The organism is Bradyrhizobium sp. HKCCYLS2038, from assembly GCF_051167655.1.
Classification (GTDB): domain Bacteria; phylum Pseudomonadota; class Alphaproteobacteria; order Rhizobiales; family Xanthobacteraceae; genus Bradyrhizobium.
In genome coordinates, this window is record NZ_JBNPTM010000004.1 from 723,407 (window position 1) to 737,959 (window position 14,553).

The 14,553-nt window shown below is 66.6% G+C and carries 12 protein-coding genes; 6 read left to right on the plus strand and 6 right to left on the minus strand.

Going from position 1 to position 14,553, the window contains the following annotated elements:
- Nucleotides 1-445: 445 nt before the first annotated feature.
- Nucleotides 446-1,558: a 3-isopropylmalate dehydrogenase gene (gene leuB / locus ACQR1I_RS21255; protein ID WP_434866491.1), complete on the minus strand. Its 1,113-nt coding sequence runs from the start codon at nucleotides 1,556-1,558 to the stop codon at nucleotides 446-448.
- A gap of 272 nt (nucleotides 1,559-1,830) precedes the next feature.
- Here leuB and ACQR1I_RS21260 point away from each other — a divergent pair, with 272 nt between their 5' ends.
- Nucleotides 1,831-3,027 carry a YbfB/YjiJ family MFS transporter gene (locus ACQR1I_RS21260; protein WP_434866492.1) on the plus strand — a complete coding sequence of 399 codons (1,197 nt, stop codon included), beginning with the start codon at nucleotides 1,831-1,833 and terminating at the stop codon, nucleotides 3,025-3,027.
- A gap of 164 nt (nucleotides 3,028-3,191) precedes the next feature.
- On the opposite strand, the gene ACQR1I_RS21265 is transcribed toward ACQR1I_RS21260, so the two are convergent.
- The 3 genes from ACQR1I_RS21265 to ACQR1I_RS21275 form a co-directional block, all read right to left on the minus strand.
- A complete protein-coding gene (locus tag ACQR1I_RS21265; RefSeq protein ID WP_434866493.1) occupies nucleotides 3,192-3,974 on the minus strand; it encodes a molybdopterin-binding protein in 783 nt (260 codons plus the stop codon).
- Nucleotides 3,975-3,988: 14 nt separating this feature from the next.
- A complete protein-coding gene (locus tag ACQR1I_RS21270) occupies nucleotides 3,989-4,618 on the minus strand; it encodes a cytochrome b/b6 domain-containing protein (RefSeq protein WP_434866494.1) in 630 nt (209 codons plus the stop codon).
- 201 nt (nucleotides 4,619-4,819) lie between these two features.
- Nucleotides 4,820-5,374: a fasciclin domain-containing protein gene (locus ACQR1I_RS21275; RefSeq protein WP_434866495.1), complete on the minus strand. Its 555-nt coding sequence runs from the start codon at nucleotides 5,372-5,374 to the stop codon at nucleotides 4,820-4,822.
- A gap of 482 nt (nucleotides 5,375-5,856) precedes the next feature.
- On the opposite strand from ACQR1I_RS21275, the gene ACQR1I_RS21280 reads away from it, so the two are divergent.
- A complete protein-coding gene (locus ACQR1I_RS21280; RefSeq protein WP_434866496.1) occupies nucleotides 5,857-6,222 on the plus strand; it encodes a hypothetical protein in 366 nt (121 codons plus the stop codon).
- 12 nt (nucleotides 6,223-6,234) lie between these two features.
- On the opposite strand, the gene ACQR1I_RS21285 is transcribed toward ACQR1I_RS21280, so the two are convergent.
- Nucleotides 6,235-7,422: a DNA topoisomerase IB gene (locus tag ACQR1I_RS21285; RefSeq protein WP_434866497.1), complete on the minus strand. Its 1,188-nt coding sequence runs from the start codon at nucleotides 7,420-7,422 to the stop codon at nucleotides 6,235-6,237.
- A gap of 382 nt (nucleotides 7,423-7,804) precedes the next feature.
- Between ACQR1I_RS21285 and acs the strand changes: the two genes are divergently transcribed.
- Together acs and ACQR1I_RS21295 are read left to right on the plus strand one after the other, a co-directional pair.
- Nucleotides 7,805-9,751: an acetate--CoA ligase gene (gene acs / locus ACQR1I_RS21290; RefSeq protein WP_434866498.1), complete on the plus strand. Its 1,947-nt coding sequence runs from the start codon at nucleotides 7,805-7,807 to the stop codon at nucleotides 9,749-9,751.
- Nucleotides 9,752-9,934: 183 nt separating this feature from the next.
- Nucleotides 9,935-10,468: a L,D-transpeptidase gene (locus ACQR1I_RS21295; RefSeq protein ID WP_434866499.1), complete on the plus strand. Its 534-nt coding sequence runs from the start codon at nucleotides 9,935-9,937 to the stop codon at nucleotides 10,466-10,468.
- A gap of 41 nt (nucleotides 10,469-10,509) precedes the next feature.
- Here the strand turns inward: ACQR1I_RS21295 and ACQR1I_RS21300 are convergent, their stop codons facing one another.
- Complete coding sequence (locus ACQR1I_RS21300) at nucleotides 10,510-10,752, minus strand: DUF1674 domain-containing protein (RefSeq protein WP_434866500.1); 243 nt, start codon at nucleotides 10,750-10,752, stop codon at nucleotides 10,510-10,512.
- Nucleotides 10,753-10,948: 196 nt separating this feature from the next.
- Between ACQR1I_RS21300 and ACQR1I_RS21305 the strand changes: the two genes are divergently transcribed.
- The gene (locus ACQR1I_RS21305; RefSeq protein ID WP_434866501.1) at nucleotides 10,949-12,301 is read left to right on the plus strand and encodes an RsmB/NOP family class I SAM-dependent RNA methyltransferase; all 1,353 of its coding nucleotides are present in this window, start codon (nucleotides 10,949-10,951) and stop codon (nucleotides 12,299-12,301) included.
- 268 nt (nucleotides 12,302-12,569) lie between these two features.
- Nucleotides 12,570-14,261 carry a heparinase II/III family protein gene (locus ACQR1I_RS21310; protein ID WP_434866654.1) on the plus strand — a complete coding sequence of 564 codons (1,692 nt, stop codon included), beginning with the start codon at nucleotides 12,570-12,572 and terminating at the stop codon, nucleotides 14,259-14,261.
- Nucleotides 14,262-14,553: the final 292 nt, after the last annotated feature.

Below are 14,553 nucleotides of genomic sequence, written 5' to 3' on the forward strand. Positions count from 1 at the left end.
AACCTTCGCATTCGTCGTCCCGACGGCTGCGAGTCCACGTCCGTTCAATGGCGCGGCGTTGGGGTGAGGCTAGTCATCCCGAAATGAAAGTCCATAGGCAAAATTGACAGGCGCGAGGCGGAGATGCCGGCGCAGAACGCGGCAGACGAACACGAGCTGCAACGCTTGATGACTCAATCGAACACAACGCGCGTGAAACGAATTCGAGCAATCTCGGCAACGGCGGTGAGCCCCCCTCCCCCTTGCGGGGAGGGGTCGGGGGTGGGGGTCCCCGGGGCGACGCTCTCTGATGAGTTCGGGCCAAGACGCGCGACGAAAGATGATCGTCGAGAAGATAGAACAGCCTTGCCCAGAGCTGAACTCACTGGGTGTGACCCCCACCCCCGACCCCTCCCCGCAAGGGGGAGGGGAGCGCACCGTGCGCGGAGTACGAGCTCGACTCCAATTACGCCGTGAGCTTCTCCAGCTCCTTGATGATCGCCTCGCCCATCTGGGTGGTCGAAGCCGGCGTGGAGCCCTCGGCCTTGATGTCGGCCGTGCGCAGGCCGGAGGCCAGCACGGCGGCAATCGCGGCGTCGAGCTTGTCGGCGAGGCTGCCGAGATCGAACGAGTAGCGCAGCGCCATGCCGAACGAGGTCAGCATCGCGATCGGGTTGGCGAGGCCCTTGCCGGCGATGTCGGGGGCCGAGCCGTGCACCGGCTCGTACAGCGCGCGGCGCTTGTGGGTCTTGGCGTCGACCTCGCCGAGCGAGGCGGACGGCAGCATGCCGAGCGATCCCGTCAGCATCGCCGCGATGTCCGACAGCATGTCGCCGAACAGGTTGTCGGTGACGATGACGTCGAACATCTTCGGATACTTCACCAGGTTCATGCCGCCGGAATCGGCGAGCTGGTGCTCGAGCGTGACGTCCTTGTACTCGCGCGCGTGGACCGCGGTGACGACCTCGTTCCAGAGCACGCCCGACTTCATGACGTTGCGCTTCTCCATCGACGTCACCTTGTTCTTGCGCTTGCGCGCGAGGTCGAAGGCGACGCGGGCGATGCGCTCGATCTCATAGGTGTCGTAGACCTGGGTGTCGACGGCGCGCTTCTGGCCGTTGCCGAGATCGGTGATGGTCTTGGGCTCGCCGAAATACACGCCGCCGGTGAGCTCGCGCACGATCATGATGTCGAGGCCCTCGACGATCTCGCGCTTCAGGCTGGAGGCATCGGCGAGCGCCGGATAGCACACGGCGGGACGCAGGTTGGCGAACAGGCCGAGATCCTTGCGCAGGCGGAGCAGGCCGGCCTCGGGACGGACGTCGTAGGGAACGCCGTCCCACTTCGGGCCGCCGACGGCGCCGAAGATGATGGCGTCGGCCGCCTTGGCCTTGTCCATGTCGGCTTCGGAGATCGAGGCGCCGTGGGCGTCATAGGCGGCGCCGCCGACCAGGCCCTCTTCGGTCGCGAACGAGGCGAGCCCCTTGCCGTTGAGCCAGCCGATCAGCCGCTTCACCTCGGCCATCACTTCGGGGCCGATGCCGTCGCCGGGCAGCAGAAGGAGCTTGTGGGTCGCCATGGTCGTTGTCCTCGTAGGGCTTGTCATGCCCGGGCCTAGCGCGGGCAGCCTTCAATCTTGGGATTGCCGGCCTGCCGCCGATCGGGTCGGGGCGGGCGGCCGGCAATGACGGGAGCTGTCAAAATCGGCGGAGTGCTAAAGCCCTCCTGCGCCCTTGGCAAGCCACCATTGCCGCTGCCCCTCTTCTGCCGTGATGGCGCGGGCGGTAATGTGCTGCGAAATCGCGGCCGAACAGCATGATTTGCCGGCCGAGCGCCGCGCCGGAGCATTTCTTGCCAAAGCCCTCGTCCGACCCGACACCGGCGCGCCCGGCGCTGACCAATCTCACATTGTCATTGGGTCCGATCATCGGGCTCGGCATCGGCCGTTTTGCCTATGCGCTGGTGCTGCCGGACATGCGCGACACGCTGCACTGGTCGTATTCGGCGGCGGGGTTCATGAACACCGTCAACGCCGCCGGCTACCTGATCGGCGCGCTGATCGCCTCGCAGACCGCCCGGCGCTTCGGCGGCCTCGCCGCGGTGCGCGGCGGCACCTTGGCGGCGCTGGCCTCGCTGATCGTCTGCGCCATGACCGGCGACTTCGTTGCGCTCAGCGCGGCGCGGCTGATCACCGGGATCGGCGCCGGCGTCGCGCTGGTCGCCGGGGGCGCGCTGGCGGCGCGCGTCGCCTTGGCGCGGCCGGCGCAGGCGAGCTTCGTGCTGAGCCTGTTCTATGCCGGGCCGCCGCTCGGCATCGTCATCTCAGGCTTGATCGCGCCGTTCGTGCTGCAGGCGTTCGGGCCGGGCTCGTGGTGGATCGTGTGGGCGGTGCTCGCCGGTGTCGGCGCGGTGCTGATCGTGCCGCTATTGCTGATGCCGTCGCCGCCGAGCGCGGCCGTGCCGGAGAGCCGCGCCGACCGCGTCTCGCTGCGGCCGATGGCGGTCTATCTGTTCAGCTACTTCCTGTACGGCGCCGGCTACATCGCCTATCTCACCTTCATGATCGCCTATGTGCGCGATCTCGGCGGCGGCGCCGCGGCGCAATCCGGCTTCTGGTGCCTGATCGGCCTCGCCGGCTTCACCACGCCCTGGGTGTGGCGCCGCGTGCTGGCGCTGGACCGCGGCGGCTGGCCGACCGCGCTCATCCTCACCATCAACGCCATCGGCGCCGCCCTGCCCTCCCTCGGCCATTCGCCCGTCATGCTGACACTGTCGGCCGCGGTGTTCGGCCTCGCCTTCTCGACGGTGACCACGGCCACAACGGCGTTCGTCCGCTTCAACCTGCCGCAGCCCGCCTGGCCACGCGCGATCGCCGCATTGACGATCTCCTTCGGCATCGGCCAGACCCTCGGCCCCTTCGCCGTCGGCGCGATCACCGATGCGATGGGGAGTTTGACTTATGCGCTGAACGTGTCGGCGGCGCTGCTGCTGCTGGGAGCATTGATGGCGGCGCTGCAAGGCAAGTTGAAACCCACCGCCCGCGCCTAACAAACGGTGTCGTCCCGGCGAACGCCGGGACCCATACCGCGGAAGCTGTCGAGGGACATGGCTGGCAGTTGCCTGCCTCATACCGGCCGGTGGTTATGGGTCCCGGCTCAAGGCCGGGACGACAGCGGAGGTTGGCGCCGTCATCCGGCCATATCAGCTGGAGCTCAACTCCCGCTGAACGAATTGTACCCCTGGTCCTCCCAATAGCCGCCCTTGTAGTCGTTGGTGACTTCCATCGCGACGACGTATTTGGGGTTCTTGAAGCCGAGCTTGGTCGGCACGCGGATCTTCATCGGGTAGCCGTAGGCGCGCGGCAGGATCTGGTCGGCGAACTTGAACGTCATCTGGGTCTGCGGATGCAGCGCGGTGCGCATGTCCAAGGGCGAGTTGTAGCCTTGCGCATCGGCGCAGTTGAACCAGACGTATTTCGCCCTTGTGTCGGCGCCGATCAGCTTGAGGAAGTCGCGCAGCGGCGTCCCGGTCCAGGAGCCGATCGCGCTCCAGCCCTCGACGCAGATGTGGCGGGTGATCTGCGTGACCTGCGGCAGCGCGTGCAGTTCCTCCAGCGTCCACGACTTCTTGTTGTCGACCAGGCCGCGCACCTCGAGCTTCCAGTCGGCCGCATCGATCTCCGGCGCCTCGTCGAGCGTGTAGTAGGCGTTGAACGGGAACGGCTTGGTGATCGCGCTCTCCGCGAAGGTCGGCGCCAGCGCGTCCGGATTGAAGATCCAGGCCTGCACCGCGTCGTTGAACTTGGAGACCTTCTTCAACAGCTCCTCGGCGCTGTCGCCGTCGACGACGTCGCAGCCGGTCAGCAGCGTGAGCGCGCCGAGGCTGGCGCCGCCGGTGATGAAGCGGCGCCGCGTGAGATCGGGCATCGCCTTGATCGAGTCCTTGATCAGGAGCCGCTTGTCGACGCCGGGAATGAGGAACGGACGCTTGGCCATGATGAGCTCTCCTCTCAGCGACCGGTGATCATCGCGCGCAGGCTCTTCGGCACCAGCAGCGCGAGCACGATGTGAACGACCAGGAAGGCGCAGATCAGCGCCATGCAGGCGAAATGAACGTAGCGAGCCGCCGGATAGTCGCCGAACAGGCTGACCAGCCAGTGCAACTGCACCGGCTTCCACATCGACAGGCCCGTCAGCACGACGACGATGCCGACCGCGATGATGCCGAGATAGAGCAGCTTCTGCACCGCGTTGTAGGCCGAGAGATCGTCATGCGACAGCTTGAAGGTCAGCGCGGCCTTGAGATCTGACAGCACGGAGGCCGGCGAGATCGGCAGCAGCTTGCGCCGGAACCGGCCGGTGACGAGGCCCGTCACCAGATAGGCCAGCCCGTTCAGCATCAGCAGCCACATCGCGGCGAAGTGCCACAGCAGCGCGCCGCCGAGCCAGCCGCCGAGCGTGATGCTGCGGTCGAAGCGGAAGTCGAACAGCGGCGAGGCGTTGTAGATCTGCCAGCCCGACATGATCATCATGATCATCGCGGCGGCGTTGATCCAGTGCACGACGCGCACCCAGGCCGGCTGGATCACCTTGGCTTTCGGCGTGCTGATCGTCGTGTCTGCGGCGGCGATGCTGGACATGGCGGGCTCGGTGGTTCGGGGTGGTGTCAGGGTTCCCACAGATATACGCGAATTGCTGGCGGTCCGTTACGGGCGCAAACCGGCAAATCCATGCTTTCAGAGCGGTGGCTCTCACAAAAAAGCGAGCCGGGGTGGGCCCGGCTCGCTCGGGAACGCATCCGCGAGGAGGAGGAAACGGATGCGTCCGGTGTTGCGCCGAGCTTACGACGCCGGCATCAGCACGGTATCGACCACGTGGATGACGCCGTTCGACTGGTTCACGTTCGGGATCGTGACCATCGAGGTGCCGCCCTTGGCGTCGACGATCATGACGTTCTTGCCCTCGCGCTTCACGGTGAGCTGCTCGCCCTCGACCGTCTTCAGCATCTGGCCGTCCTTCAGGTCGGCGGCCTCGAGCTTGCCGGGCACGACGTGATAGGTGAGGATCTTGGTCAGGGTCGCCTTGTTCTCCGGCTTCACGAGCGTATCGACGGTGCCGGCCGGCAGCTTGCCGAACGCGGTGTTGGTCGGCGCGAACACCGTGAACGGACCCTTGCCTTCCAGCGTCTGCACGAGGCCTGCGGCCTTCACCGCGGCGACCAGCGTCGTATGATCCTTCGAGTTGACGGCGTTCTGGATGATGTTCTTCGACGGAAACATCGCCGCACCTCCGACCATCACGGTCTTCTCCTCGGCGCGTGCGGGCGCAACGAAGGTCGAGGTCAGCGACAGCGCGCTGAAGGCGGCGGCAGCGAGGAAGGCAATGCGCTTGGACATGGGTAGCTCCCTATGAAAGGCGGCGGCAGGGCCGCAAGATGAGTTCAACTGCGACATTCGATGCTCGTGAGCAGGTGTGCTCTCGCGTCGTGTCGGGCCGAGCTACGCCTTCTCTGGGATGCGAGTTTCGCATCAAAATTTAACGTGATCCGTGAAACCAACCGCACCCTCGAACGTCTCGCCCGTTCATTGGCCGAGATGTCGCGCGCCGCAATGTCGCAGCCGGTATCCAACTGATCAGTACGATGTGGGCCATTGGCCGACGACCAATGAGCAAACTCGGCCATTAACTACGATGCCAGCCGAGGGCGGCCAAAGCTGCCGAAAATATTGCGAGTAAGACTTTCTTAAGGTTGATTGGTCGTCACGGCGCCGGCTGCGGGAAGGGGATGTCCTGCACTGTCCGGTGCGATCGGCGGGGGTTTCCAACAGTGAACAGAACGATCTGGATTGCGGGGTTCTGCCTCGTGATAATCTGCTGCTTGCTTGCAACCAAGATGGTGCTGGCCGCGGTGTCGCCCGGCGACCTCGGCGGCGAGACGACATCCGCGTTGATGCGCGAGCCGATTCCCGGCGTCGATACGCTGAGCGACTCCGATCGCAGCTTCGAGACGCAGCCCGTCGATCTCAATGACGGCGTGCGCCTGCCACTGGTTTCGAAGTCCGTGCGTGCGGGGCGTAACGCGTCGATCGCGCGAAGGGCAAAGGCGAGCGGCAAAGCAGCGGTGCTGCGTCCCATGAAGCGCAATCCGGAGCCGGCGAAGACCGCGGCGGCCTCCTGCAAGCAGCTCGACCCGATCGCCCGCTTCCTCGCCACGAACAAGATCGGGCCGCGCTGCCAGGCGTGACGGCCGGCCGCGTCAGGCGGCTGCGGCCATGACCACTTGGGCCAGCAGCTGCTCGCGGCGGGTCTGCGAGCGCTGCCCCTTCATGGTGGCGGCAAAGCGTTCGAGAATGCCGTCCTCGAACGCAGTCACGATGGTGTCGTGCACGTAGCTCCGGCGACAGATCGCCGGCGTGTTGGTGAGCTCGTCGGCGGCGGCGCGGATCGCTTCCAGGATCTGCTTCTTGCGGCCGCGGGCGCTCGCCGCCGGCGTGATCCGCGACAGCGTCTCCAGCGCGACCGCGGACGCCATCAGCGTGCGGAAATCCTTCAGCGAGATCTTGATGCCGGCAATCTCGCGCAGGAACGCATTGACCTGCGTGGTCGACACCGCGCGGACGACGCCCTGCGCGTCACGATACTGGAACATGCGCCGGCCCGGCACGCCGCGGAGAATGCCGACGGCACGCACCAGCTTGGCGGCGTCGCACTCCTTGCGCACCGCCTTGCCGCCCTTGGCCTTGAACGTCAGCACCAGGCTGTCGTCCTCGAGCGTGACGTTCGACTTCAGCAGCGTCGTGGCACCGCGGGTACCGTTGAGCCGCGCATAGGATTCGTTGCCGGGACGGATCGCGGTGCGCGCGATCAGCTCGATGACCGCGGCCAGCGCGAATTCGCGCGTCGGCGCGTCGCCGGCGAGATGCTTCGACACCGCACGGCGGATGCGCGGCAACGCGCCGACCAGCCTGGCCAGGCGATGCGCCTTGCGATGCTCGCGCACCTTCTCCCAATCGGCGTGATAGCGATATTGCAGCCGCCCGGCGGCGTCGACGCCGACCGCCTGCAGATGCAGGTTCGGATCGGGCGCGTAGCGGACCTCGCGATAGGCCGGCGGCACCGCCATCGCATGCAGGCGGCGGATGGTGCCGGCGTGCCGGATCGGGGTGCCGTTGGCACGCAGGAAAGTGTAGCTCTTGCCGCGCTTGATGCGGCGGATCGTCAGCTCGGTCTGGTCGCCGAGCTTGAGGCCGATGCTGTTGGCCAGCTCCTCGACCGAGCTCTTGGCATTGGCCTGCGCATTGGCGGTCTTGGCGTGCGCGAGGTCCTTCAGCGTCAGCTTGCGGCGGCCCGGCTTCGGCGGCCACTGGCCCAGCGCCTTCGCGAGCGCAACCTCGGCATCGGCCGGGCCGACCCGCAGGCTCTCGAAATTCTGCTGGTCCATCATTGCTTTAGACGCCCTGCCGTCGTGCTTGTCCGCTCAATGCCCCGAGCCGGGATTTGGTTCCGGACGGGTTATCCACAGCTTCAAGGCGATTTAGGGCGTCGGGGGGAGAATGGCGAGTCCCTAATTTTGAGCAAAACGGTTCAAAGATACCGTCTTCTGGGCTGATCCGGGGTAACCTTGACGATGGACCAGCGTCGCGTGCGCCGGCCGAGGAACGGCTGCCGCAACCTCTGCGCACATTTCTTTGATCCTGCGCAGAACGCCTCCCCGCCGAAGGTCCTACTTGTCTTGGCTTGTCGCCGCCGGTTACGCGGACGCATAGTGCAGATAACGACGGCCTGTGACGGGGTTCATCCGCAGGCCGCATGGTGGAGGGTGTGAAATGTCCGAGAAGATCTACGACGTTCCGGCCGAGTGGACGAAACGTGCCTTTGTCGACGACGCGAAGTACCAGGAAATGTACGCGCGCTCGATCAAGGATCCCAACGGCTTCTGGGCCGAGCAGGCCAAGCGCGTCGACTGGATCAAGCCGCCGACCAGAATCGAGAACGTCTCCTTCGCGCCCGGCAACATTTCGATCAAATGGTTCGAGGACGGCGTCCTCAACGCGGCCTACAATTGCATCGACCGGCATCTCGCGACCCGCGGCGACCAGACCGCGATCATCTGGGAAGGCGACGATCCCGCCGATTCGAAGCACATCACCTATCGTCAGCTGCACGACGAAGTGTGCAAGATGGCCAACATCCTGCGCAACCGTAACGTCAAGAAGGGCGACCGCGTCACCATCTATCTGCCGATGATCCCGGAGGCGGCCTATGCGATGCTGGCCTGCGCCCGCATCGGCGCCATCCACTCGGTGGTGTTCGCCGGCTTCTCGCCGGATTCGCTCGCCCAGCGCATCAAGGATTGCGATTCCAAGGTCGTCATCACCGCCGACGAAGGCCTGCGCGGCGGCCGCAAGGTGCCGCTGAAGGCCAATGTCGACGCCGCACTGAACAAGGTCGACAATGTCGACTGGGTCGTCGTGGTCAAGCGCACCGGCGGCAAGATCGAGATGAAGCCGAGCCGCGACCTCTGGTACCACGAGGCCGCCGAGATGGTGACGACCGAATGCCCGGTCGAGCACATGAACGCGGAGGATCCGCTGTTCATCCTCTACACCTCGGGCTCGACCGGCCAGCCCAAGGGCGTGCTGCACACCACGGGCGGCTATCTCGTCTATGCGTCGATGACGCACCAATACGTGTTCGACTATCACGAGGGCGACATCTACTGGTGCACCGCCGACGTCGGCTGGGTCACCGGCCACAGCTACATCCTCTATGGACCGCTCGCCAACGGCGCCATCTCGCTGATGTTCGAAGGCGTGCCGAACTATCCGGACAATTCGCGGTTCTGGAACGTCGTCGACAAGCACAAGGTCAACATCTTCTACACCGCGCCGACCGCGATCCGCGCGCTGATGCAGGGCGGCGATGCGCCTGTGACCAAGACCTCGCGCGCATCCTTGCGCCTGCTCGGCTCGGTCGGCGAGCCGATCAATCCGGAAGCGTGGGAGTGGTATCACCGCGTCGTCGGCGAGAACCGCTGCCCGATCGTCGACACCTGGTGGCAGACCGAGACCGGCGGCATCCTGATCACGCCGCTGCCCGGCGCAACCAAGCTGAAGCCGGGCTCGGCGACGCGGCCGTTCTTCGGCGTGGTGCCGGAGATCGTCGATGCCGACGGCAAGACGCTGGAGGGCGCCACGGAGGGTAATCTCTGCCTCACCCGCTCATGGCCGGGCCAGATGCGCACCGTCTATGGCGATCACGAGCGCTTCGAGATGACCTACTTCTCGACTTACAAGGGCAAGTACTTCACCGGCGACGGCTGCCGCCGCGACGCGGACGGCTATTACTGGATCACCGGCCGCGTCGACGACGTCATCAACGTCTCCGGCCACCGCATGGGCACGGCCGAGGTCGAGAGCGCGCTGGTCGCCCATCCCAAGGTCTCCGAAGCTGCCGTGGTCGGCTACCCGCACGACATCAAGGGCCAGGGCATCTATGCCTATGTCACCCTGATGGCCGGCGAGACGCCGAGCGAGGAGCTGCGCAAGGAGCTCGTCGCCTGGGTGCGCAAGGAAATCGGCCCGATCGCCTCGCCCGACCAGATCCAGTTCTCGCAAGGGCTTCCGAAGACCCGCTCCGGCAAGATCATGCGCCGCATCCTGCGCAAGATCGCCGAGGACGAGCCGGGCGCGTTGGGCGACACCTCGACCCTGGCCGATCCCGCCGTGGTCGACGACCTCGTGCAGCATCGGCAGAACCGCAAGCCGGCGTAAGATATCGCGAGCCGGGCGGCCGCCGTGCGCGGTCGCCGATTCGTCAAGCGTCGAGACACTCCCGCGGATGATTCCGCGGGAGTGTTGTTTTTGTGTCATTTACTTGGCGGCGAAGTTTTCCTTTCCTCAAGCCATCCGAGCGCTTCCAGCGGGGAGCGGGCACCGACGTCAACGGTTGGAGGAATGGCGATGCGGCTGGCGATCAGGACGGCAAAGGCAGTCTCGTTTGCAGCGGCCGCTTTCGGCACGCTTGTGGCCACGAGCGGCACGGCATCGGCCCGGCCGGAGGTGGTCGGCATCGCCGGCGACTATTCGCCCGGCACGATCGTGGTGAAGACCAGCGAGCGCAAGCTCTACCTCGTGCTCGATGGCAGCCACGCGATGCGTTATCCGGTTGGCGTCGGCAAGGCCGGGCGGCAATGGGCCGGCACGACGAAGATCGACGGCAAGTACAAGAACCCAGCCTGGGCGCCGCCCGCCGACGTCCGGCGCGACAAGCCTGAGCTGCCCGACGTGATCCCCGGCGGCTCGCCGCGCAATCCGATGGGCGTGGCAGCCATGACGCTGTCCGGCGGCGAATATGCCATCCACGGCACCAACGTGCCGAACTCGGTCGGCGGCTACGTGTCCTATGGCTGCATTCGGATGCTCAACCAGGACATCACGGATCTGTATGAGCGCGTCTCGATCGGGACCACCGTGGTCGTGGCCCGCTGAGGCGGCCGACCAACGCGCGGGGCGCGTCGCCGCGCATCGTCTCAGAAGTCCGAGATGATTCCCTTGTTCTCCCAGTCGCCGTAGCGCGTCGGTTCCGGGCCCTTTGGTCCCTGCAACTCCTTCGGCCGCGGCGTCGCCTGCTCGGCCGCGCGCCGGCGCCGCTCCTCGGCCTCGGCCAGCGCGCGTTGCGCGGCTGGCGTCAGCGGCTTGCGCGGCGAATCATTGCTGGCGACCACGGCCAATGCGGGCTTGCTGTTCGGACCGCTGTCGGACTCGTTGCTCATCATACCATTCCACCGTTCATCCGGATCGTTCCGGACCTCATCAGATCGTGTGACCACCCATGAAAAAACAAGGCTAATAAAAGCAGAGTTGATTCTTAGATTTGGCATATTCCGGTGGCAGAGGACCCGCAAGCTGATGGCATGCACCCGATCGTCGCGGAACTGCCTTTCTTCTCTTCGCGAGTGACTCCCCCGCATGCCCCCGCCGCGTTTCGCGACCCCTTCCGAAGTCCCCGGCCTCGCAGCACGGCGGATCGCTGCTGACGTCGTCGATGGCGTCTTGCACAAGCATCGCACGCTCGACGACCAGCTCGATGGCAGCGGCGCTCATCCGGGACTGAAGCACCTCGCCGACCGTGACCGCGCGCTGATGCGCCGGATGGTCGCAACCACTCTGCGGCGACTGGGCACGCTCGGCCATGTGCTGTCGCGGCTGCTCGATCGCGGCGTTCCGACCGATGCACCCCGCGCGCAGAGCGCACTGCTGATCGGCGCCGCGCAGATCCTGTGGATGGATGTTCCCGACCACGCCGCCGTCGACCTCTCGGTCCGGCTGGTTCAGGCCGACCGGCGCGCCGCCAAATATGCCGGTCTGGTCAACGCCGTGCTGCGGCGCTGCGCGCGCGAGGGCGCGGGCCTCCTGGAGGAGGTCAAGGGCCAGCCGCTCGACATTGCTCCGTGGCTGTTGAAGCGCTGGACCGCCCATTATGGCGAAGCGACCGCCAGGGACATCGCGGCCGCGCTGGGCCAGGAGCCGTCGCTCGATCTCACCGTCAAGTCGGACCCGTCGCAATGGGCGACGCGGCTGCATGGCGAGGTGCTGCCGACCGGGACCGTCCGCACCTTGCTGCACGGCTCGGTGACCGTCCTGCCCGGCTTCGCCGAAGGACAATGGTGGGTGCAGGACGCGGCCGCTGCGCTGCCGGCGCGCCTGTTTGGCGACATCACCGGAAAGACCATCGCGGACCTGTGCGCGGCGCCCGGCGGCAAGACCGCACAGCTCGCCCATGGCGGCGCGCATGTCACGGCCGTAGACCGTTCGCCCGCCCGCATGAACCGGCTGAAGGACAACATGACCCGGCTGCAGCTGACGGCCGAGACGGTGGTCGCCGACGCCGCCGAGTGGCAACCGGCGCAGGCCGGCAGCTTCGACGCCATCCTGGTCGATGCGCCCTGCACCTCGACCGGCACCATCCGCCGCCATCCCGACGTCGGCTGGCTGCGCAGCGAGGCCGACATCACCGGCCTGTCGGGCCTGCAGGCCCGGCTGCTGACCAGGGCCGCGAGCCTGCTCAGGCCAGGAGGAACCCTGGTCTATTGCACTTGCTCGCTGGAGCCCGAGGAGGGCGAGCAGCTGGTCGACGGCGTCCTCGCCGGAACGAGCGAGCTGCGGCGCATCCCGGTCACCCCGGGCGAGGTCGCCGGACTGGCGGAGCTCATCACCGAGGCGGGCGATCTGCGAACGCTCCCCAGCCATTTGCCGCACCAGGATCCACGTCTTGGGGGTCTCGACGGTTTTTATGCGGCGAGACTGGAGCGGCGGCCTTGAGCGTGTCATCGTGCATGACGTGCCTCGGCCTGCGCCGGTAGCGGGTTGAGGCGTCCGCGTTGCGTCAGTCGGTTAAATCCTGAATTTTGCACCAGATTCTGGTCCCGCGATGGTGCTGCACCGGGGCCAAAAATGGTGTATCGGCGGCAGTTGCGATCTATGAAGGGTCCGCAACCGAATCCCCCCTCTGAATCCAAGGCTTGGCGTGTCCGCCGCTCAACGCAGACGCATATCGACGCTGGTAGCAGGCCGCTTCGCGCGGAGCCTGATCTCGCATGTCGGCGGGGCGTCGGTATCGGTGTCCGGATTGTGGCCGGGACGCGCCGATCGGCTGATCATCGCCCCGCACGACCTGCGCACGTCGGACGCCACCCGGGCGGCGGAGATCTATGCCGGCCGCTTCGTGTTCGCCGGCAAGATCGTGACCTGCCACGGCCGCTCGATCTTCGACCTCGAGCCGCCGTCAGAGGACTGGGAGGTCGCCCTGCTCGGCTTCGGCTGGCTGCGGCATCTTCGCGCAGCCGACACCGCGCTGACCCGCGCCAATGCCCGTGCGCTGGTCGAGGACTGGATCACCAACCAGATCGGGCGGCATCCGCTGAGCCGCCGCGCCGACGTGCTGGCGCGCCGCGTGATCTCGCTGCTGTCGCAGGCGCCGCTGGTGCTGGCGGATTCCGACGGCAAGTTCTACCGGCGCTATCTGCGCGGGCTAAGCCGTGAAATCCGCTATCTGCGCTATTCGACCATCGACATTCCGGATGGGGTGCCGCGGCTGCAGGTGCTGATCGCGCTGTGCTACGCCGCGCTGTGCCTCGCCAATCAGTCCAAGCACGTCCGCAGCGCCAGCCGGAAACTCTCCGACGAGCTACAGCGCCAGATCCTGCCCGACGGCGGCCACGTCTCGCGCAATCCCGGCGCGCTGATCGAACTCCTGATCGACCTGCTGCCGCTGCGCCAGACCTTCGCCGCGCGCAACATCGCGCCGCCGCCGGCGCTGCTCAACGCCATCGACCGCATGATGCCGATGCTGCGCTTCTTCCGCCACGGCGACGGCAACATGGCGCTGTTCAACGGCATGGGCGGCACGCCGTCCGACCTGCTGGCGACGCTGCTCGCCTATGACGACACCTACGGCACGCCGATGGCGAACATGCCGCATTCCGGCTTCCAGCGCCTGGATGCCGGCGCGATGACCGTGATCGTCGACACCGGCCCGCCGCCGCCGCCGCATCTCAGCCACGAGGCGCATGCCGGCTGCCTGGCGTTCGAGCTGTCCTCCGGGGCGTGCCGCATCGTGATCAATTGCGGCATGCCGTCCACCGGCCGCGACAATTGGCGGACCTTCGCGCGATCAACGGTCGCGCATTCGACGCTGACCTATCACAACACCTCATGCTGCACCTTCGTCGAGATGTCGGCGATGAAGCGCCTGCTGCACGGCGCGCCGATCGTGTCGGGCCCGACCCGCGTCGAGAATTTCCGCGAGACCGTGCCCGACGGCACCGTGCTGTCGACCTCGCATAACGGCTACGCGGCGAAGTTCGGCCTGATCCATCGCCGCGTGCTGGTCGCCGCCAATGACGGCTCGCGTCTCGACGGCGAGGACACCGTGACCCCGGCGCAGGGCGCGCGGCTGCGCGGCACCGGCTCCGACTACACGCTGCGCTTCCATCTGCATCCGGCGGTCAAGGCCAGCCGGCTCAGCGACGGCCGCGGCGCGATGCTGGTGCTGCCCAATCGTGAGGTCTGGACGTTCGAGACGGCCGACGACCTTGTCGAGCTGGAGGACAGCGTATTCCTCGCCGGCAATGACGGCCCGCGCCGCACCACCCAGCTGGTCATCCGCCAGGACGCCCAACAGGCCCCCTCGATCCGCTGGAGCTTCGTGCGCTCGTCGACCTCCCCGAGCGAAACGAATGCGCGGAGGAACGCGCGGCGAGAGCCGGAGCTGCCGTTGTAGGTGACAGCAGCATTGGTGGGCCGGCTCATCCTGATTTGAGACTCATGCTGTCTCTGCGCGGGCAGCGCGCTCCCTCGCCCCGCTCTTGCGGGGAGAGGGTCGGGGTGAGGGGCAGCCGCGCGAGAGGTGTCCGCGGCGAGACCTGTACCCCCTCACCCGGATCGCATCTGGCGATGCAATCCGACCTCTCCCCGCAAGCGGGGCGAGGTGCACCGCGCAAGCTTGCGGACCTGTCCTTCCTCACGAACATGTCCCTTACCGTTGTCGCCGCAGCGAAAAGCTGATATCCACC